This is a genomic window from Sinorhizobium psoraleae, assembly GCF_013283645.1.
GTDB classification, from domain to species: domain Bacteria; phylum Pseudomonadota; class Alphaproteobacteria; order Rhizobiales; family Rhizobiaceae; genus Sinorhizobium; species Sinorhizobium psoraleae.
On the sequence record NZ_JABEKV010000009.1, the window covers coordinates 126,906 to 147,797 of the forward strand.

Genomic DNA, 20,892 nt, shown 5'->3' on the forward strand with positions numbered 1-20,892 from the left:
ACGATGTCAGATGAATTGCTCCTTGAGGTCAGCGGGCTGACCAAGGATTTCGCCCCGGTGGCGTTCGGGCGCGGACCGGTCGTCCGTGCCGTCCAGGACGTCTCGTTCAACATCAGGCGCGGGGAGGTTGTCGGCCTCGTCGGGGAGTCGGGCAGCGGCAAGACCACCATCGGCCGCATGGTCGCTCAGTTGGTCCCGCCGACCTCCGGCAGCATTCGTTTCGACGGTGTGGAAACGACGAGCCTCAACCGCCGCGAACTTCGCCGCCTGCATGCGCGCGTCCAATATATTTTCCAGGATCCCTTTGCGAGTCTCTCGCCGCGCATGACCATCGGCGAGATTCTCATGGAAGGGCCGGATATTCAGCGTATCGACAGCAAGTCCGAGCGGATCGCCAAGGCCGCCAAGGCCCTCGCGTCGGTGGACCTCCCGCCCGACGCAATCTCCCGCTATCCGCACGAGTTTTCCGGCGGGCAGCGCCAGAGGATCGGCATTGCACGGGCGCTGACGCTCGCGCCAGATCTGCTTGTGGCCGACGAACCGGTGTCGGCGCTCGACGTCTCGATCCAAGCGCAGATCGTCAACCTGCTGCGCGACCTGCAGATGCGCCTGGGCCTTACCATGCTGTTCATCGCGCATGATCTTGCGGTGATCGAATATGTCGCCGATACGGTCATCGTGCTCTATCTCGGGCGGATCATGGAAATGGCGCCCAGCCGAAAGCTCTATGCCAGCCCGCAGCACCCCTATACGCGTGCGCTTCTCTCGGCCGTTCCTTCGCCCGATCCCTCGCGACGCGCCAACCGGCAGATCCTTAAGGGTGACATACCAAGCCCGGCCAACCCTCCGAGCGGCTGCGTCTTCCGCACCCGCTGCCCGGTCGCGATCGAGGCATGCGCCAGCATGGTGCCGCCCCTGCGAGAAACGGCGAAAGGACACTTCAAGGCCTGCATCCGTGACGACCTCGACTGATCCAAAGGAATAGGGAGGCATCTCAACCATGAAGAACCTGCTCTTCATCGGCGTCGATCAGCTCCGATGGGACTGCGTCGGGCCGCACAAGACAGTGCCGGTTAAGACCCCGAACCTCGATCGGTTGATTGAGAACGGCGTGAGCTTCGATCGCGCCTATTGCACTTCGCCACTCTGTACCCCATCGCGCGCCTCGATGCTCACCGGCGATTACGCCTTCACCCACGGCATGGGCACCAATTGCGACATGTATCATGCGCTCGCCCGCGAGCTGGCGCGGCCGGAACGCTTGCTGCACCATGATCTTCGTCGCGCCGGCTATCGCTGCGGCTTTGTCGGAAAATGGCACGTAGGCGTGGAGAAAGGCCCGGGTGACTACGGTTTCGAGGGCAATGCACCGGCCGGCTATGGCAACATAGTCAAGACCGAAGCTTTTAAGGATTATCTCTCGTCGAACGGTTTGAGCTACCGCATCGAACCGGAGGTCTACTTCAACCCCGACCAGCAGACTATGGCGGCCGGCCGATGGTGCGGCCCGCAGGCGTCGACGCCCTGCCATTTCCTGACAGATCAGGTCATCGGCATGCTGCAGGGTCTGGCAGGTGGAAGCGAACCCTTCTTCGCCACGGTGCAATATTGGGATCCGCATGGGCCGCACCTGATCTCGGACGAATTCTACGGCGTCACCGACCGCACGAAGATTACGCCTTGGGACAATTTCTCGGACGATCTTTCAGGCAAGCCGCGACGCGTGCAGCGCGAGCGGGATGATTTCTATCGCAACCATCCGAGAACCGAGGAGGAGCTCGTCGCGTATATCGGCTACTACTGCGATCATGTGGCGATGCTCGACTATGAGATCGGCCGGCTGCTCGACTATCTCGATCACAGCGGCCTGGCAGAAGAAACGCTCGTGGTCTTCACGTCGGACCATGGCGACATGACCGGCGCGCATGGCGGGCTCATCGACAAGGGCTTGCCCTATAGCGAGGCCATGAGGGTGCCGCTGATCTTCAGCCATCCATCGTTGCAGAGCGGCAGGCGGGACACACTGGCGCTCAACATGGACATCCTTCCGACGGCCCTATCCTTGCTTGGCGTCAGTTACGCTCCGCGGCAGGCGGAGGATCTCTCGGCGCAGGTACTTGGGACAAGCCAGCAGGGCAGGGACTATCTGCTTGCCGAGTATCACGGCCTGCGCTTCCTTTATTCGCAGCGCATACTCGTCTCGCACGACAACTTCAAATACATCTTCTCGCCGGGCGACATGGATGAACTCTACGATCTCGACAGCGATCCTGGCGAGATGCGCAACCTCGCAGCCGAGGCCGACTACGCGGATGTACTCTCACGTATGCGATCCGCACTGATCGACGAGACGGCGAGATACCAGGATCCGCTCCGCGATTGCGTCGCGAAATTCAACGGTCAGTGGCGGACGCATTCAGGCCAGTTCGATGTCACCAGCGCCTATTTGGCCGACGCTGGTTCCGGTGGTGGGCAATAGGGTCAACAAGAAATGGCTGGCTGCTGTACACCTTCGCGCCAGCAGAGCAACCCTGAGCCAAGCCTGGCTGCGCCCCTAATCGATAACTCCCGCCGAAGCGTCGCCGGGATGATCCTCATCCTGCTGGGCCCGTTCCGCATTCCGCAAGGGCTACGGGCGTCGGAGGCGAGGGCGGACGATGGCGAAGGGACCGGTGCGCAAGGCTCAGGCCCGCTTTTAGCGGCATATGAAGGAAACTCGCTGACCTGTCGCTTGGATCACGACCGGCCGGGGCTTTACGACGCGGAGCGCTGCGCTGCGTCGCGCGCTTGGCCGGTGGCGAAACACCGCCAAGCGCAGGAAGTTGCCGGGGCCGTCGCGATCTCGCCGCCCATAAGCTGCACGCTGTGGAGGCTTACGTCACCAAGGCAGGCAGGAGCAGGCTGCAGCCGTCTGTGCGCAATCGAGGGCATCGACGGCCGCATTGACGGCCTTCGTCGGCAACTAGACCGAGTGTTTGAGCAGCGATCGAGCCGCACGACATCAAATTAAAGGTTGTCGAGCAACGGAAGAGCTCGTTCCTATCCTACATCGATAGGGAATTCGGATTTCCAAACGCGGCCGCCTGCATGCGTAGACGAGGAGCGTCCGTTTCATTGCCGGAAATCTTGCGGAGATAGGAGGTCATAGCCATAGTATTGGAAGTCTTCCAAGTAAAGCTCATTCACGATTTCGATCGATCGCCGATTGTAGTGCTTTGCGTACTTGAGGGGCGTGCGTGACGGATCTGTGACATTAAGATCTTCTGTGGGCGCGCATTCCAAGTTCAGAATTTTCTCTAATTTTCTTGCATCGTCCCACAGGTTTTCCGTTTTCCCGATAAAATCAACAAACAGATTGCCGTCCAAATGCGTGAACTCGTTCATTGGGCAAAAGCAGATCCAGAAGGGATCATCGCGAATATCGGCGTGGGCAACGTAGTCCGAAATGTATCGATTGAAATCCTCGCCGATCTTTTCAAAGATGGGTTTCTTTGCTTCTTCCCAGTGTTTGAACGTGTATGCAGCGAGCAGATCTTGCCGAAATCCGGAGTATAACTTGTCGTATGGATTTCGCACAAATGTGAACTTGAAGAATTCTCTTGTAAGATGAGAATAATCCGATGTCAGGAAGCGCTTAATCGGCACGTGTTCCGAAAAATGCTGGGTCGGGCGCTTGACATCTACATACGGACTAAAAGCTTTTCTTGCCGTGGCGGAACCAGTTTTAGGAATCACAAAATATATAAATTTCTTTTGAAGCGATATCCCCATCTATCCTCTCCTGTTTTAGATTTGAGAGTGCATCGAGCACAGACGCACACTGTGCCGATCTCGCATCGACGTATTCATCCAAACTTGGCGGTGCAGTCGATCATCTGTTCGAACTGCGCATGCTGGGTGGGTGCGTAACTCGGAATTCTCGGCACTCTAGAGGTTAGCCGCCTGATCCTGTGAACCGAGGTCGCAATCACACGGCGCGCAGTCGCCACGCCAAACTGTTGACCCCCGCTGGTGGGGCGATCTCAATCGTGGTGATCGGTCTGGACTGCAGAAAACCTAGCCCGGTTATGCCCCTGATTGGATCCTCGAGCCGACCATGGAAGAGGTGGATGTCACAGCCTTCCGGTAGAACGATTTGCAGTGACAGCTCTGATGCGGGATGGGACAGGCGCAAGCCGCTGGTCTCTGGCTTTACCTCAACTCCTTCGCCACAGTGCAACATCAGTCGAGCATTCGCCGGCAGATTTGCTCCGTCGCGGAGCGTATCCCATAGCTGCAGTTCCAGCCGATCGGTCACGCCCTCGATCCGGCGATGGAATTCAAGATCTCGCACAGCGGTATGGCTGCCCGCGAACACGAAGCCTTCGGGGGTTTCCTTGCCCCACAACTGTGCCAGCCCAGGCTCGATTGCATAATCCGTGCCGGGCAGGACAAACGCATTGTGTGCCTCAGGTCCGCGTAAATAACGCGGCAGATCCCCAGCATATTCATGCGAATAAAAGCTCGGATCAATCAGCCATTCTATCCCGTCAAGATAAAGCGTGAAGGAAAGGTTGTCGGCGTGCTTGTGGGTCGCCGCCAGCGAGGTAGCCAAGAATACGAGCATGAAGGGCCGCTCGGTGTGATTTGCCTTAGCGATGGCATATCCGGCCCGCGGCAGAATGGTTATCTCCCGCCTGCTATATGGCTGGCGTCCGTTCGGGTCGCCCTCGGGTGGGTTAGACCGGCGGAACGTATCCCCTTGCGCCAGCGTACGCTGTCCATCGGGATAACGCATCAGGGCAGAGAATGTGGACAATGCCTTTGCGAGGGCCGGAATCTCTGTCTCGCGCCCGCTGAGAGATGCAAAAACGCCGATGGTTGCGACGAGCCGCTCGATTCCGAGGTGATAGCCGATGGAGTTTTCTGCAAAGACCGCGAAATCTCCGTCGCGGGCAATTAACTGTGCGAATTGATCTGTGGCGCGTGATAATGCGGTCTCCACCCAGAGATCGGCACAGGCCCAGCCCGGAAAGGCCAAGCCAACCGTCATCAGTGCCAGATCCTGAAACCAAGCATGATTGTGATAGCGGATCGGCTGGTGGCCAGCATAGAAGACCTCAGAGGCCAGCAACTGCGCATGGCGATGAATGGCGCGGCGCAGGCGGGCCATGAATCGTGTGTCGAAGCCGTGCTTCTGGCCTTGGCCGTAAAGGGTGACCATGGCTAGGGCACGCTCGGCCACGCCATGGTCGTACCATGTGTATTTGACGTTGGGATCTGGTTGATCGAAGCTGCGCGCTAGCCAGTCCGCCACCATATCGCGCGCGGCGAACAGAGCGCCGGTTTCGCTGTAGTCGACAGCTAGCAGCATCAGAATGATCGCCGAATGCTGCGAATGCCATGAAAATTGGAAGCTGCCTACCTCGCCAAGCCGGGGGGGTAGGGGCTCACCCGCCGGCCACTCCAGTTGGATGTTGCCGCCCAGCGGGCACAGTCCCTTAGTCATGAAATCGCGGGCCAGTCGCTCGTATTCTGGGAAGTATGCACGGTGATAGTCGATGAGGTTACTTACGACCTCAGGCCGCAGCGGCCGTTCTTCGCCGAAGACGGCATCGGGATGCTCAGCTTCACGCCAGACCCTGACCTCGGAGAGGTCACAGCCCGCATCTGGCCCTGGCACGCCCTTAATATAGAAGCGCACATCGCCGAGGGGCCTTTCCTCGGGATGCTCCCAGCCGTTGCGCCAGCCCCAGGCTAAATCACGGAAGCCCACATCGAGATCGAACCATGCGCCCTGCTGCGGGTGGGTCGCTTTGACATGCCGATAGCTAGCGTCCTCGGTATGCCCGATAGCGATATAGGAGATGCTTTCCCAGCCACGCAGTCGGACCCGCATGCCGAACCCGTTGACCACGGGCATCTCCGGTAGGGCGAAGCGAAGCTGCTGGCTGGTCGCCGCGCCATCACCCGAGGCTCCGAAATCGACTCGGATGTGATCGGCTTCCGTCGCGATCCTGCCAGAACCGCAGCTCAATCGAGAAGCGTCGAGCGGCTGGGTGCCGGAGGCGCCCGATAAACACAGGTGGGTTTGCCAGATAACGTCGCGGTCGCTTAACTGTTTCGCTGCCCGGGCGCGCGCTGCCTGATCGACGAAGGAACACTGGAGCTTTTCGCTTACCTTGCTGATCATTTACAGTAAATTACCCTACTTTTTACATGAGCTTCTGATGGTGAATCATGGCTCGAAGAGTATGACATGCAGCAACCTCGGCCTATTCTTAATTACAGGGTCTCTGTTCGTCTGTCATTCCGGAGCGGAAATCAACGCCAGTTCCGCTGCGATAACGCTCTCGTATGCACTCTGGCGGCGAACGCGTTCCGCCGCCGCCCGCGACTTGCGCAGGAAGACGTCGGGGTTCTCCCACAGATCCATGATAGCGCGCGCGAGGCCCTCGGCATCCTCCGGCTCAGCCAGATAGCCACAACTGTCGTCCACGAATTCAGGAACCGCCGCCACGCGACTGGTGACGGGGACAAGGCCCGAACTCATCGCCTCATCACGCGACACACCCTGGCTGTCCATGCGGGACGGCACCAAAAAGACGCCGTATTCCTGATGGACGGCCGCGATTTCAGCCTGAGTAAGAAAGCGCCGTTCGCAGGTAACGTTGCCAATGCCGGCTAGAGGAGCGGTGATTTCCTCAAAGAGAGGGCCGTCACCGACGATGCGGATTTCGAGATTTTTGAAGAACTCCCACGGTTGCAGCGCCAGAATCGCCTCGACCGAAAGGTCGTTGGCATATGTGCGTGAGGCGAACGGCCGGATCGACAGGATCTTACCGCGTTGTTCGGCGGGCTTTTCGTGGAAGGCAAAAAGTTGGTCGTCGATGGGATTGTGGATAATCCGGTACTGGTCCGGTGGACAGGCGACTTCCAGATCCTCGAACGTGGTATTCGCTGAAATCTGCGAGACGAAGACGAAACGCAAGTTCTTCGGCAAGGGCGCGAAAAGCCCGCACCAGAAAGCTAGCCGTTGATCGCTGATCGCCTTGGCATTCTCCCGTTCCGCATCCGTTGAAAAGTTGAAGCTCCGCCGCCACCAAGGCTGCACCTCGGCGCCGTGGACCCAGACCGTCACCCGGATTCGGTCGATATGTCGCGAGAGCACCCGCCACATGTCCGCATCGAGGAAATGCACGAGCACATGGTCATACTGACCGGAGTCCAGCAACAGATCCAGTTGTTCGGCCGAGCCGGTCATGCAGTCGATGTTCTGGAATTCGTGCCAGGATAGATCCTGTTCGGGGCGCAACCGGTAGATATCCGGCGTGATCCCGCCCAAATCGCGATATGCGCGGACTCGGCTATGGACGAAACCGTTGCGGTAGAGATCTCGATAGGAGGGGTAATGATTGGTCAACAGGAGCAATCTCGATCCCGAGACAATCGGACGCGCGGCAGGGTGGTGATCGTTCAGCAAGACGCCGTGCACAGCGCAACTACCCGGACCACGTAGACGGATGCCGAACCGGACGAATTCTGTGCCTTCAGGTGGCTTCAGTCGGGCATTTCGGTTTGTGGTCAACATTTGATGGCCGAGCTTCTGCTTCTGCGCATCGAGCCAGACCGCAACGAATTGCGTGCTCAGCCCCGGCCCGACCAACGGATGCAGGCGATAGCCGCCATCGTCGCCGTGCAGATCCGACAGCGGGCGGCACTTCCTTTCATAGATATAGACATGTTCCTCGTCGCCCAGCGTACTGGTCAGATGCCAAATCCCCCTCTCATCGGTTGTCCAAGTGACCTTGCCTGACGCAGGCTTCAGCATGTCCGCCGCAAGCGCCGCGCCGGCGACGAAGGGAACGGTGATTTCGGCGTTCCGCGCCGGAGCCATCGCATCAGCCCGCGCCGCAAGATCGGCCTCGGCAAGCCCCGGATTGATCCCGGGCAAATCCTCCACCGCGGCCGTAACTCGCTCTGCATCATCCGGATCAAGAGCGCCACCTTCGCAATAGCCGAACGGATCGAGCGCGAGTATGTCGTCTCCTTCGAGGATCGCCTCCGGTAGGGCCTGCAACCAGGGGGCCAGGCGGGCCGCAGGCGCTTGATCGCCGCGCAGGAGCGAGCGGCGGGCCGCCAGACGATCGACAGGCACATAGCTGGGACCATCGACAGGCACTATGCCAGCCTCGTCGAGGTAGTGATAGGCTGCCTTGCCTAGGACGGCTGCATCGCTGTACAGGGTCGCAAGGATCAAGTCTGTCAGATAGTTCGCGCCGTAATAATCGCCAGGAACGAAACCCGCCAGCCACTCGTCACACGTCACCAAGTCGCCCAGGCGGATTCGGTCGGCTTCTTCCGGGGTCAGCCGGCGCATCGGGCAGGGCAGATCGGCCGCGGGCAGATCGATTTCCGCGGGGAGGACCAGAACCAGGCTCAAACCAGCCAGCTTCTGTCGGCGGATCTGCGCAACCAGGCTTTCGGCCTCGGACAGAGTCGTGGCCCGCGCCAAAACGGTGATCTGCGGAAGGGCGGAGGCATCGGGCATATCGATCCCCGCGCGATGGGCGACCCGCGCTAATCGGTGGCTGTAGGTGTGTTCCGACAGCGCCTTGCGCAACCCCGCCAGCCGCAACCTAGCGGTGAGGCCCATATCGTCCTGCCTGCGGACCTGACGCAGTGCCTCGTCGCCGCTGTCGGTCGAGACGACCAGATCACCGAACATAAGTCGTAAGCCCCGTGAATAGTTGCTTATGACCCGCGTATTGGACGCAAGCAATTCATAGACCCGGCGAGCATACATGCTCTGGGAATTCTTCACCGAGTTCAGGTTGATCCCAAAGGTGTAACCCTTGTACGCTCGATCGATCTCGGAAGGCGGTAATGTGCCGATGATGTACTTCTTGTAACCCTCCGGGAACATGTAGTCTGGATGATCCTTGCCGAAATTGCGGTCAAATATCTCGAAGGGACGGTACTCACTCAGCTTGTCCAGAAAGTCGTCCAAATCCCGGGTGCGGTCGGGATAACGAGCATAATAGGCTCCAGCAAAGCAGAAGGCATCCTTGCGCTCTGCGATCTCGAGCGGATTGTGGATCTCGGGCTGGCAGGCAAAAGGCAGAAGGTGGACACGGTCATGTCCCAGTCCCTCCTTGTAGCCTGGGATGCAGTCAATGTCTGTGGTGAAAACCAGATCGAATTTTTGCGCTGTAGTCAGGAAGGTCTCGAAATGGACCGGATCCTCCTTGTTCCAGAAGGCGGTTGGTACATTGCGGGAGCGGCACCATTCAAGGACGCCCTGTACTTCCCGGCTCAATCGCCCGACCTTCGGACCCCATTCCTCGTTGAGTCCCCTCCAGGCAGACTCGACAAGAAGCAGTTCGGGCCGAAAATCCTCTAGCTCGGTCTGCCAATTCCCGACCGATAGCTGCTGCAGATCACATTCGGGCGAATAGCCCGTGTAAGTAAATTCATCCATGATTGCCGCGACACGCAGCCTGCTGCGCAGGACGCGGGCAGCGCGCGCCTTCAAAGTCGCGGCGTCATGGCCTTCGCGCGCAAGCTTCAGCAATCGCTCCTCGCGCGAGGAGAGGTTCAGTCCGTCCACCACCGGCTGAAGTATTTTGAGAGCGTCCTCAGGCGAGCCAGTTTCGATTAATGCAAAACCAAGTTTCCGAGCAATTCGACGCGAAGGATCGAGTTCATAAGCCACACGTAGCAGTGCAAGGGCCTGGTTCGGAAACCGAGCCCGTATTCGATCAGCTAAGGCGGCCCACCGCCGAGCAGCATCTTCAGGCGACACCGGAAGAGCCAACGTCCATGCGGCCACAAGTTCAGGGGAAACCGAGGTGCCTGCTTCCGCGTCGGCCGGGAGAGCGATATTAGTCAAAGTATTGTGCAATCGGGCCTCAAGTTCCGTGACTTTCACCCGCAGTGTTTCGGCCTCCCGCTCCGCGGTCTGGGCCCTTACAGTGGCAGCGCCCAATCCGTCCCGCGCTTCTGCAAGCTGCTGGGTCACCGTTCGGTACTTCAGATTGGCATTGTTCAATGACTCTCGCAGCTTCGCTCGATCAGCTGCATTGCGATAGGATTCCAGAACCTCCCGTGTTGTCATGTGTTCCAGATGTTGCTCTGTGGTGACTGTTTCCGCAGGCAGAAAAAGATGGGTCGGTGTCGCGTTGAACGTATCCCAGAACAAGTAATTTTGCTTTTTCAGAAAGCCCATAAGCTCGTGGAATGCCGCTTCAGTGGCGCTTTCAACGTAGATTATGGGGCGATCGCGGGCGATTAGCTTTTCGGCTCCGCGTAGAACCGCTAGTTCCATGCCCTCCACATCGATCTTTATAAGCTTGACCACGCTTCCGAGACGCTGTTTATCCAATGTGACGACCGGGATCTCCCCATGACCTTCGAGGAGGCTTTGAGCCCCTAGGTTGTCCGGTCGATCGGCACTGAATGCAGCCAGACCAGGCTCGGCCCCCACGCCCTTGGCGATGACTTTGATCCGGGCATCCAGATCATTGAGTTTCGCACTCCGGATTAAGGATTCGGCCAGATGAGCATTCGGTTCGAATGCTATGACGCTGCAACCATAGACAGCAGCAAGATACAGGGTATGGTTGCCAACATTTGCGCCGATGTCGAGCACCAAATCCCCTGGCCCGAGGCGCGTCCCCATGTCGCGCAACATGTCCAATTCATAAGGCGTGCCAGTTTCGGCCAACTTCTTCTGAATATAGTCGGTCGCATAGTCGGGTAGGTATATCTGGTAGGATATCCCTTGGTCTATTAGAGCAATGATATTGTTGTCCACCGATCAGAACTCCGTCTTCCCGTATGCTTTCGTACGCGCGACAAGCAACCTCCCCATCCCGGGAAAACATCCTTGCCGAGGGCTTTTGGTGGGGCGAAGCGCGCCGAATCAGCGGGCCGTCTTCCATATGGAGGGTAGTTTCACGCTACGAAGCGGCCTCGTGATCCGCCAAGACGTGCTTTTGTACACAGCCTTGAGCTTCCGCTCCGAGATTGTCAACTCGTGACGCAGTTTCGCAAATTGTCCCGAGAGTACAGTCTTCTCTTTCTGCAGTGCATTAACCTTTGTTTGCTCTAACACTCGGGCACTTTTAGAGGCCGCCAGTTGGTCGCGCAGTGATGCGACCTGTGTCGCCAGGGAAGCTTTCTCTTTCTGCAGTGCAGTAACCTTAGCCTGCTCTGAGGCTCGCGCGCGTTCAGAAGCTGCCAGTTGGTCGCGGAGTTCTACCACTTCTGCCGCCAGTGCGATCTTCTCTTCCTGCAGTGCCTCGAACCGAGCTAAAGCTGCGGTGATCGAAACCTCGGTTCGCGCATCGCGCTCTCTGTTGGTTTCCCGCGCCGTTTGCAACACTTCGATCTCGCGGCGAGCCTTGGCCAATGACTGCTCAAGCGCAATAACCTCAGACTGCCATTCGGTTTGGCGAACATCCGCAGGAGTTTTCAAGGTTAAGGCAATATCTGCCAACTCTGCTTCATCTCTGATCCCGACTACCATGCTAACCATCCGGTCTTGATATACGCCGCTGTGCCCGTCCTGACATTCATCCGGCTCATAGCCCTATTAGGCTGAATTAATCGCGATAAAGTTGAGGGCTTGTAATCGTTTGTCGATTTAAGCGGCAAAGGTCAAGAGCGTTCTACGACCTGCCTGTATGTGGCGCTTCGACGCTGGCTTCAAGTAAGAAAGTGCGGCGAGGACATTCCTGGGGAGCAGGTCACGAGCCACCCCTACTCCAGAGGAAGCATACACGCTCTTATGCCTCACCTCCCAGTCGGGCCACCTGCCGCCTTGATCGAAAATGGTTAAGGCTTTTTGGGAACGGTCACACGCGGTTTCGCTTCAGATCGTGACGCTAGTCGACGCTGTCGCCGACGACGATTGAATGTTACGAAATCTTGGTTTCCTGCCTCTAGGCGCGCCGCACCGTGCTTCCCGAGACTGGCGACCAAGATATCCGCAATTTCATCCGTCCCGTATGCGAGGATGCGGTTCACACAGTCTGCATACGTGGCGGGCGGCAGGGGCGCGGTCATTTTCCCCAATTCCGGAAGTAGAAATCTATTCCGTTGTGGCTGGCATCTCCGCCTAGCGCTCTTAGCAGTGGGAATGCATGGCGCTCCAGGTGATGGGTGTCGCTGTCATTCTGGAAATGGACAGCGCGCATTGGAGGGTGACCGGAAAGATATGAGTGAAGTGATAAGACCTGATCCGTGAAGCAGCCTTCCAGGCTCTCACCCGCTGTCCAACCGAAGCACCTTGAAACGGAATTTCGGATGTACGCGTAGTGCAGAATCGGTCTGAGGGTTTACAACCATAATCGTGCTGGGCACTAGGGAGCCGTAATACAGAGCGGCAAAACCACCAGCGCTTCCGCCAGTGAGCACAATTTTATTGCCTGCGAGTGGGAGGCGACGTGCTCGATAATCGGCAGTAGTTGAACTGCTGCTATCTTTCTGAGGCTGGAGACGGACGAGACACTCCAATGACGTATCAGGTCCCCGTCAGCCCCAAGGCGTGCTTCCACCTCGATGGATTCGACGCGGCCTTTTCTATGTTTCGTTTCGCAGCGTCTTTCGGGAAATCGTGAAGACGGTCATACCGCCGAAGAACACCAAGGCAGAGCACAGGGCGAGGTATGGGAGGTCCAGACCTATCGCTCTGTACTCTGGGTAGAAGCCAGTGCGGAAAAGCATTATCACATGACAAAGGGGATTGCTCAGAAGAATGTCTCTGTACGGATGAGGCATGTCGCCTGGCACGAAGAACACACCACACAAAAGGAACATTGGTCTCGTGAGAATGCCGTATATTTGCTCATAAAGGGCGTATTTTACGAACATGACGCTGTTGAACAATCCGACGCCAAGCGCCAGTGACCCTGCGTATAGTTCAGCTTCGAGCAATCTCGGCCAATTCAGTTCAGGGCTGTGCGGTAATGTTAAAAATATCGCAGCAAATACAATTGCTGAGACAAGTGTTGTCGTCAGCGTTTGCAGTACGTATCGCGCAGTGATCGCATCGATCGGCGCCACGTTCGGATAGCTGAGCAGGGGCTTATTGGCCCGCACGGCTGAGCTCAGATACATCACCTTTGCCTGATACATCTGGTATCCAAGATACCCTGTGGCGAAAAAAAGAATAAAACTGGTGCCTAGTGCGGGGGTATGCGCAATGGCACCGAAGATGACCGTCATCATCGCGATGTACCCAATAGGCTCCAGTAGCGCCCAGAGATATCCGCCAGGCTTGCTGCCGAACTTAGTAGACATTTCGCGAACGATCATCGCGGAGACAACGCGAAGATGGGTCGTGGCCAAACTCATTCCCTTGCACTCCGGATGGTTTCGCGCCTGTTTACCCTTAACATCCCGCTGCGGGCAAGCCTCGGCATTATCCTCGGCAATAAACAATAAAGGTGATCCATGGACAAAGCTGCGTCCATCGGCGCGGCGATCCTGTTTCAAATCCATGCGCAAAGTCGAGTAAGGCGACCGCGCGTCGTGCGACGTGATTCACGGCCACGGTCAGCCGACCGCCGTAAGTGCTTGCCACCGTGCGCAGGTGGAATGGGGCTGCAATCACTAAAGCGAACCGCCTCCGGTTCGTGACCAATTGCCCATAGTCCGATGCCGGCCGCTCAGTCTTGACGGCCATTCTCCTCCAAAGGAACAGTGAAGCAGAGAATGATCGCAGTCACGAAGCTTAGTCTAGCTATGGCACGCGCGGGCTTGTTCGGCCGACGAGTTTCTCGCGCCACGTCGCTACACTCGGGTCTTAAGGCTCGTGGAAGGCCGTACGCCGATATCGAAGAGCCGCAATACAAGGTGTTCAGGAGCCTCCGAACTGGGAATGCTCCGCGCTGACTGTGAGCGGATCAGCGGATCGTGGGTGAGCGCGCCTAATATGGATTGGCCGCGGAGGGTTTGTGCACTGCGACCAGGCGCTTCGTCTCCTCCCGAGACAAGCCCAGATGCCGGTCGGCTGTTGTAATCAACTCAACACGCTGCATTGTCATAGGACTAATCCCTAGTGCTTGCGGCTTTCAGCCCGTCTCAGCAAGGCGGCCGTCACCGGAGGCCACCGCCGACGCTGCAGACTTGTCGTTCACCACTACGGTTCATCTCGGCAACTCCCGCGATTCGACCACTGTCGAAGTCGCAGAACTTGAGGTTCAAGGCTACTCCCAGCAGAGCACGAATGTCTCGTCCATTGAATGTGTTGTCACGAGAAAAGACACATCGGAAGCCGGTTCAACGTTGTTAGGCTTTGTCGAGCGCCAGCCTGCAATAGTTGGCACCGACTGCCCTGATATGATCTTGCATGTTACTCTCGATTGAATGCTAAGCGTCCCGCTCTGACCACTGATGCGGACGCCATCTGGCATGCGAATAACCCGCTTGTCGTTGGGGGTCAGGAAACGTGTCCCGTAGGTGGCATAGCCCCTGTCAGTTCTTGACTTTACTCGTTGATGGGCTGCGTCCGAAACGGGCTCGATCTGATCTCTGATGGTAATCGTGCGCTTGAGACGATCGAACACGACTGTACGTCTGGCATCGAACCCTCGCCACATCTTCGTTTCACCGGTCACTTCGAAATTGGTTTCGGAGCTTCGCGACGACGCGATCCGCGAGTGCTGGCCGATCGCAGCCATGTCTCGCCACGCCGGCACACCGACAACAAAAGGCAGGCTGTGGGCATCGGCGGATCGCATGTAGATACGCATTGGGTCTTTTGGCTGATGCGCAAACATTCCACCATCGATCAGCCATTCCTCACCGAGCGCGAACAAGGAAAGCGACAGATCGTCATCATGGCGATGCGCTTGGCTACGATACCCGGATTTGAACGAGCCGTGCAGCGCCTGTGTATCCCAGCCGCTACGGAAGAAAGCCCAGCCGCTGTCCTGCAGGGCAAGATCACTAAAAGCCGGCTGGGGTAGCCGTCGGACGGTGAAATCGGCGGTGTCTCCGATGTGAGGCAGCTTGCGATCCGGGCGTGTCATGTGGGCAAGGATTAATTCGGCTTTCTCCATGAATCCGGGAGTATCGATCTCCTCACCTGTGTAGGCCATCACTATTTCATTCGCGTGCTTCACCTGCGCAATGCCGAAATGATGATAGCCTGTGCTGTTTTCTACATGGCCGCCGTCTGGCGCGAAGGCTGCAGAAATCTCGAAACGGATCCGATCTCGCGCGAGACGCTCCGCTTCGCTGTCGCCCATTTCCTGAGAGTATTCGAACAGGATGAGGCTCTGGTCAAAGCCGTGGTTATTCCCCCGCTCGTAAAAGTCTTCCTGCTTCAGCAGGGACGCATGTCGTCTACAAATCTCGTCCAACAACGCACTGCCTCGCGCGCCGAAGTGGCTGCGGAGCAGCAGAAAGTTGCTTAGTCGCAATGCCGTTGCGTGGTCGTGCCAGGCCATGTTGGTTCGGACCATAGGGACCGCCCGAAACTTCGCCCACCATTGATCGATCATAGCAAGCGCGAGCTCCGAGCCATGCTTGCTCCTACTGTGTCGATCGTAAGCGATCAAGTCGTGCATGAATGCAAACTGGTGGATCTGCCACCCGAGCGTGCGGGGTTTGTCGTCTAGGTGATTCCAATGGCCGTCATCGAGCGAGACGGCCCCGAATTGCGACGACTGCCACGTCCTAGAGACGATTATTTCTCGACCGGACGAAGCCTGCTTTTCTGTCAGAAGGCCTAATTTTCTCTCGTGCCATGGCGAAACCGAAAAACGCGCCGTCGTTGAGAAGGCTGAAAATGCCCTGTGCAGCATGCGCTCCCCGTCAACTAGGATCAAACTGGACTATGAGCCATTTTTCGCCGGTCGCTCTATCTTCATTCGGCGACCAATCGACCCTGCCATCGTGGTCGTATTTGTCGTCGCCAGACAGGCTTTGGTGAACGATCGTCTTCACACCGTCCGTCCCCGTATGGACTAGTGTGGGAGCGACCCCGGAAGGATGCATCTGGTTCACTGTTCTTTCTCGGTTTCAACGGACGATTCTAAGGAAGGCACCGCTTTCATCGTCGCCAGACAAAGCGCCGTTGCCTCATTGAATGCTGTTACGGCTTCGCCACCATTAACCGTCGCTTGGGCGTATCCGCTGTGGAAACTGAAGCCGCCCGCCGCCTTTGGGAGCGCGTAATCAAACAAAGATTTAGCGGCATCGATGCTTTCAGTGAAACGAGGGACAATTCCCACCATCTTCCCGTTCGGGTCGTACCATATGGCTTGGATCCGCGCTGGTTTGTCACCGTCAGCTGGGATGGTGTTTTTCTCGCGACGATACTTGAATAGCACGGCAATTTGCAGATCAAGATGCCTGTTAGGCTCTTTCAGAACTCCTAGTTGCTCAATGATTTCCTGCCGCGTCATGACTTACCTATCCAGTGGTCTTGGTTCCTGGTAATGCTTGACAAGTGCCACGTATTCGTCGTTCGGGCTCTCGCGCAGCGCGACAAATACGCCTTTGTATCGGAGGCAGTTTTCAGTCGTGATGCGCCCGACTTGTCGGGCCGGCACCCCCGCCACAATCGCCAACGGTGGCACGTCCTTCAGAACTACTGCGTTTGCACCAACAATTGAAAGTGCCCCGACCTCAACGCCGCCCAGAATTTTGCTGCCGGTGGCAAGATAGGCATACTCACCGATTAAAGGAACGCCAATGCGCTTCCCCGCTGAATTCAAACGCGTCCTTCCACCGGAATGGCCGCCAAGGGTGACATTTGCCCCGATTAGTGCCCCTTTGCGAATTTCGCAATCTCGATGAAGCACAAGCCCAATACCACCGTATCCGAACCTAACGCCTTCGCCGAGCTTCAGTGAGTTCGGGATGGATGAATTGTGCAGCAAATAGTTGAGATTCTGGCACTTGATCGCTCTTTTCGTGTCACCCAATCGCAAATATTCCTGCGCCGCACACCATATTCTATACGCGTCTGGAATGCCCCTGGTAAGCAGTCCGTCGAACTGGTCGAGCAACGGATCGACGGCAACATCAACCAACCGTTTTGGTTCTTCCGTTTGGATGAGCGTGCCCCATGGCGTCTTGTGTCCAAATTTGCTCAGCAATTCCTGAAAGTACAACAGCACAATCTATGCCCCTGTCATTTTGTCCCTTCCTTGGGGCGGTGAACCTAGCCCATCGCCGACAACAAACGCAACAATAAGGTCGGCCATTTGACTCGGGAAACCCCTTCCCGCCGCCCTCGAACTCGCTTTCGGAGATAAGGGCGGCTATTCAAATCATAAACGCGGCGGCTGCAATTGGTTGAACGGCGCACCTTGTGGGAACAAAGTATGGCCAAACGCTTGCCGCCTTGCCGCGCACATCTTCGGTTTGCCAACTTGGGAGATGTTGACGGGTAAGTCGATGATAGTCCTACGTATAGGAGTATGCGTTGTGTCGATCATCTCGCCAGTGGTGATGTTGACGTTTCGCTCCACTTGCCTTCTTCGCCGAGCCATGGCTCGATGAGTGACGTCGAAGGTCAGATCTGGAAAGATCTTCAGCAATCCCTCATCACCCGCTGTCAGTCGTAGTCCCCCAATTGCTCATCGTGACTAACTGCGGCTGCATTGACGTCTGTTCCACAGGGCGAACACGGCCGAATTGCTGTCTCGATCGCCAGCAATTTTTTTTAACGGCGTTACAACCGAACGCAAAAAATGCTCGAGGAAGAAGAGAGAATGCGGCACGCCATGAAGGTCGACTTGCATAACCCGCGAAATTATCACGACCAGACCAGTAATCGGGCGCGGCTTCTTGTTCAGGCAGCGGATCTTGAACTTTGCTGATTTCGAAATCGGCCACTTATCTCCTTCATTGGGGCGCAGAGCAAAGGTGTGCGCGAAATTGGGCGCACACTACAAATTTAATTCGACGCTCCTGCCTCAAGCACATTGTTCTTCGCCAAATTCGATGATTTTTCTGGCGATATATTGATAGTAGGACGCCGTATAGTGGAAAGGCGACTCGCCCCATTTATGCATTGGATCTCCTAGTAATTGACCGTCGTATCGAATGAAATTTTTCCTCGGAAGAAATGTCCTCAAGCTGTTGTAATATTGCCTGAGTCGTTCGTTATTTCGGCGGATGTTTCCTAGGTCGTCGTAACTCTTTGTCCCGTCGTCCGAGGCGTGGTATTCAGCCCAGTATGCTTCATTGACCAGGACTTTGGTGTTTCCTCCACAAATCCGACGGAGAATAAGTTCAGCGCACTGCGAAAAATACTTACAAAAGGCCTCGTTACGTCTGAAAAGTCTGCCTTTCTGCCTGATTTCCATCCCCAGTTGTTCCTTAGCGATTCGTGCGGAAAGAGTTACAAGCGTGCCGGAATACTCGTAAACTTGAAATCTTTCGTCGATTAAATCAATGACAACAATGTCGGGGTTGCGCTGGATCAGGCTCTCAATACCCGTCTTTTCCAGGTCATGCCCAATCATCCGTCGTTCAAACGCTCCGATAGAATCCGGAAGTTCTTTTTCAATCCTATATGGCGTTTCTTGTGCCGCACTTACGACGGAGGAGCGAGCGATATACGACACGAGCTGAATGGACGGCGGCAGATGCGCGACAACATCGCGTGTAACGCAACTTCCAAAAATGGCTAGCTTCAAAGCGGACCTCACAACGCAAGAGCGAGCTAATGAAGATGAATCCGGCGCGTTTGTCGCCATAGCTCATGCATGCACATCAGCAATCTGAAGGTGTTTAATCATTGGAAGATTTGGAACGCAATCCTTCGTTCCTCGTGCGTTTGGCCTGATCCACAAATCCGCCACTGCGAGGGATGACGTGTCGGAGCTTTGAGGGTGGCTAACGATTGTTTGAGGCTGCCCTCGGACGCCTCGCTCGAGGTTGTACACTTAGTCACTGTTCTCAGAAGATTGGCTTTTCAAAGCAGCAATGCAGAGCGCAATGGCTGGGTTGGCGCCAGAGCAATAGGGTCCATCACCAAGCTTAGCATATCCGCCAGTATCATCCCAACTGACACCTCCAGCGAGTCCAGGGGCCGTGGCCTGAGCAAAAGAGTGCGCGTCTTCAAGCGAGGCAGTATACAGTGGCACGCGACCGGGATCTTGGCCGCCGGGGAGTAGCCAGAGAACGCGCCTAGTCTGTTCCCCAGAATTTGGATCCTTGATGTTTTCGACCTTACGCTTGTAACCAAGCAAGATCGCCAAGGCCACGTCTAACGTGCGGCTTGGTTCCTTCGCCGTCTCGAGGTCCTTGATAAGATCGACAATGGCCATCAGTTTTTCTTTGCAGTTCGGCTCGGTACTTGCTCTCATTGGACGTGATGCCACCATAGGCAATTAGCTGCTCGTCCAACAAGGGGCAAACACATGTCCTACGCAGAGACGTGCAGAAACGTGCTCCCCAACAGCCGGGTTACATATGGTTCGGGATACCCTTTCCGTCGCCCTCGAAACTAACGGCGCGCGCTATTCGAATCGCAAGTCCGATCCTATTGTGGTTGTCATCAAAGGCCACCAATTCGGAAATTTTTTTGGACTCTAAGATGGATTTCGAACGCCAACTCCGGGATGATGAACGCGAGCCGGACCAACTCGGCAAAGAAGAGAAAACATTCGACCCTTGGGAGGACCACTTCCGCCGCGAATATCGTCACTCGAGCAGGGAATTCGAGTACTAAGCCATCTCCCCGAACACCCGTCAGTTATGTCCCCGGGCTACACACACTGGCGCGGGATCACCTCCAGCGTCTCGGTGATGTCTTCGCCCATTTTGCCAGCTTGGCCGAACCGCAGCACGGGCAGTTTGATGGCGCGGCGATGACGACGCGCTCGCGCGGCAGATGCTCGGGAAAGGCTTGCGCGACGGACGCTTGCGCTCGAACGCCCTGACCGCCGAGGAGCGTGCCGCCATCTCCGCCGCCACTTCGTCTTCGCTGGCGTCGGCCTCCAGTTCCTCGATCTGCAGCTCCATCTGTTCGAAAAGCCAGGGCCTTGCACTCCGAGCGGCTGCCATGGATGTCGCGCTTCAGCTTCTCGATCTCGAGTCGGAGCCGGGCGATCAGTGCATCCGAATGCGAGTTCACCGCCTGGGCGCGGGCGGCAACGGCTTCCGCTTCACGTCGGGCTGCACGCTCGGCGAGGATCATCGCATGCCGCTTGCAAGGTCGTCGGGAAGCTGATCGACCGCATCGGTCATGGCGGGATGGAATCATATTCGCTCCCGCCGTGCCAGCGTTTTGCTCATCCCGCCGAGGTCGGACGCCAGGGTTTTTTGCGGCATTCGCCAGTCGATGCCTTCGAGCAGATAGCCGAGCTGCGCCGGCGTGATCACCACCGTGCCGTCGGCCGCTGACGGCCAGATGAAGCGGCCGCGCTCGAGCTTCTTCGTGAAGAGGCGGGCACCCTGGCCATCGTGCCAGATCACCTTGATCAGGCCGCCGCTCCGACCCCGGAAGACGAACAGATGGCCGCTCATCGGATCGCGGTTCAACGTCTTCTGCACCATCAGGGTCAGGCCGGGAAAACTTCTGCGCATGTCGGTATAGCCCGTCGCTAGCCAGAACTTCACACCGCTCGGGACCGGGATCATCGCCGCTCCAGCAGATCAAGAATGCGAGCCAAGGCTTCAGTGTCGATGTCGCTCTCGACCCGGAGACGACGGCCGCCGCCAAGCTCGATCATCACCATGCTTGCCTTCTTGCGCGGCCGGGAGACCGGTGGCGGCTCGTTTCTTTTTGTGAGCCATCATAGATCCAAACCCGCCTCCGCCTTCCGATGACGGCGGCCGCCGCCCCTGACCAGCGGGTTTGAAGCATTGCCGCCATCTCTCGGCACAAGGTAAGCGCTGTTTTGGTCCCACCTTCCGGATCACGGTTTGATTGACGATGTTGAG

15 protein-coding genes and 1 pseudogene are annotated in these 20,892 nt (G+C 57.0%); 2 read left to right on the forward strand and 14 right to left on the reverse strand.

Going from position 1 to position 20,892, the window contains the following annotated elements:
• Positions 1-3: 3 nt before the first annotated feature.
• Together ILFOPFJJ_RS30255 and ILFOPFJJ_RS30260 are read left to right on the forward strand one after the other, a co-directional pair.
• Complete coding sequence (locus ILFOPFJJ_RS30255) at positions 4-972, forward strand: ABC transporter ATP-binding protein (RefSeq protein WP_173514180.1); 969 nt, start codon at positions 4-6, stop codon at positions 970-972.
• A gap of 28 nt (positions 973-1,000) precedes the next feature.
• Entirely contained in the window at positions 1,001-2,479 is a 1,479-nt protein-coding gene (locus tag ILFOPFJJ_RS30260) for a sulfatase-like hydrolase/transferase (RefSeq protein WP_173514181.1), read from the forward strand.
• Between the two features lie 632 nt (positions 2,480-3,111).
• On the opposite strand, the gene ILFOPFJJ_RS30265 is transcribed toward ILFOPFJJ_RS30260, so the two are convergent.
• The 14 genes and pseudogenes from ILFOPFJJ_RS30265 to tnpB all read right to left on the reverse strand — a co-directional run bounded on the left by ILFOPFJJ_RS30265 (position 3,112) and on the right by tnpB (position 20,589).
• Positions 3,112-3,771: a sulfotransferase family 2 domain-containing protein gene (locus tag ILFOPFJJ_RS30265; protein WP_173514182.1), complete on the reverse strand. Its 660-nt coding sequence runs from the start codon at positions 3,769-3,771 to the stop codon at positions 3,112-3,114.
• Between the two features lie 196 nt (positions 3,772-3,967).
• A complete protein-coding gene (locus ILFOPFJJ_RS30270) occupies positions 3,968-6,172 on the reverse strand; it encodes a heparinase II/III domain-containing protein (protein WP_173514183.1) in 2,205 nt (734 codons plus the stop codon).
• A gap of 114 nt (positions 6,173-6,286) precedes the next feature.
• Positions 6,287-10,795, reverse strand: coding sequence for an FkbM family methyltransferase (locus ILFOPFJJ_RS30275; RefSeq protein WP_173514184.1), 4,509 nt, complete (start codon positions 10,793-10,795; stop codon positions 6,287-6,289).
• A 108-nt stretch (positions 10,796-10,903) separates the two neighbouring features.
• Positions 10,904-11,509 carry a hypothetical protein gene (locus tag ILFOPFJJ_RS30280; RefSeq protein WP_173514185.1) on the reverse strand — a complete coding sequence of 202 codons (606 nt, stop codon included), beginning with the start codon at positions 11,507-11,509 and terminating at the stop codon, positions 10,904-10,906.
• Positions 11,510-12,564: 1,055 nt separating this feature from the next.
• Complete coding sequence (locus ILFOPFJJ_RS30285) at positions 12,565-13,338, reverse strand: ABC transporter permease (RefSeq protein WP_173514212.1); 774 nt, start codon at positions 13,336-13,338, stop codon at positions 12,565-12,567.
• 854 nt (positions 13,339-14,192) lie between these two features.
• Entirely contained in the window at positions 14,193-15,794 is a 1,602-nt protein-coding gene (locus ILFOPFJJ_RS30290; protein WP_173514186.1) for a heparinase II/III domain-containing protein, read from the reverse strand.
• 198 nt (positions 15,795-15,992) lie between these two features.
• The gene (locus ILFOPFJJ_RS30295) at positions 15,993-16,397 is read right to left on the reverse strand and encodes a hypothetical protein (protein WP_173514187.1); all 405 of its coding nucleotides are present in this window, start codon (positions 16,395-16,397) and stop codon (positions 15,993-15,995) included.
• A 3-nt stretch (positions 16,398-16,400) separates the two neighbouring features.
• Entirely contained in the window at positions 16,401-17,114 is a 714-nt protein-coding gene (locus ILFOPFJJ_RS36085; protein WP_173514188.1) for a hypothetical protein, read from the reverse strand.
• A gap of 153 nt (positions 17,115-17,267) precedes the next feature.
• Entirely contained in the window at positions 17,268-17,537 is a 270-nt protein-coding gene (locus ILFOPFJJ_RS34765; protein ID WP_210267650.1) for a hypothetical protein, read from the reverse strand.
• A gap of 7 nt (positions 17,538-17,544) precedes the next feature.
• Positions 17,545-17,835 (reverse strand): hypothetical protein, encoded by a 291-nt coding sequence (locus ILFOPFJJ_RS30305; protein ID WP_173514189.1) that lies wholly within the window; start codon positions 17,833-17,835, stop codon positions 17,545-17,547.
• 80 nt (positions 17,836-17,915) lie between these two features.
• The gene (locus tag ILFOPFJJ_RS30310) at positions 17,916-18,641 is read right to left on the reverse strand and encodes a DUF6270 domain-containing protein (protein WP_173514190.1); all 726 of its coding nucleotides are present in this window, start codon (positions 18,639-18,641) and stop codon (positions 17,916-17,918) included.
• Between the two features lie 249 nt (positions 18,642-18,890).
• Positions 18,891-19,274: a hypothetical protein gene (locus tag ILFOPFJJ_RS30315; RefSeq protein ID WP_173514191.1), complete on the reverse strand. Its 384-nt coding sequence runs from the start codon at positions 19,272-19,274 to the stop codon at positions 18,891-18,893.
• 450 nt (positions 19,275-19,724) lie between these two features.
• A pseudogene (locus ILFOPFJJ_RS30320) lies at positions 19,725-20,196 on the reverse strand (transposase domain-containing protein); the annotation flags it as partial.
• 12 nt (positions 20,197-20,208) lie between these two features.
• Positions 20,209-20,589, reverse strand: a complete 381-nt coding sequence (gene tnpB / locus ILFOPFJJ_RS30325; protein ID WP_173514192.1) for an IS66 family insertion sequence element accessory protein TnpB — start codon at positions 20,587-20,589, stop codon at positions 20,209-20,211.
• Positions 20,590-20,892: the final 303 nt, after the last annotated feature.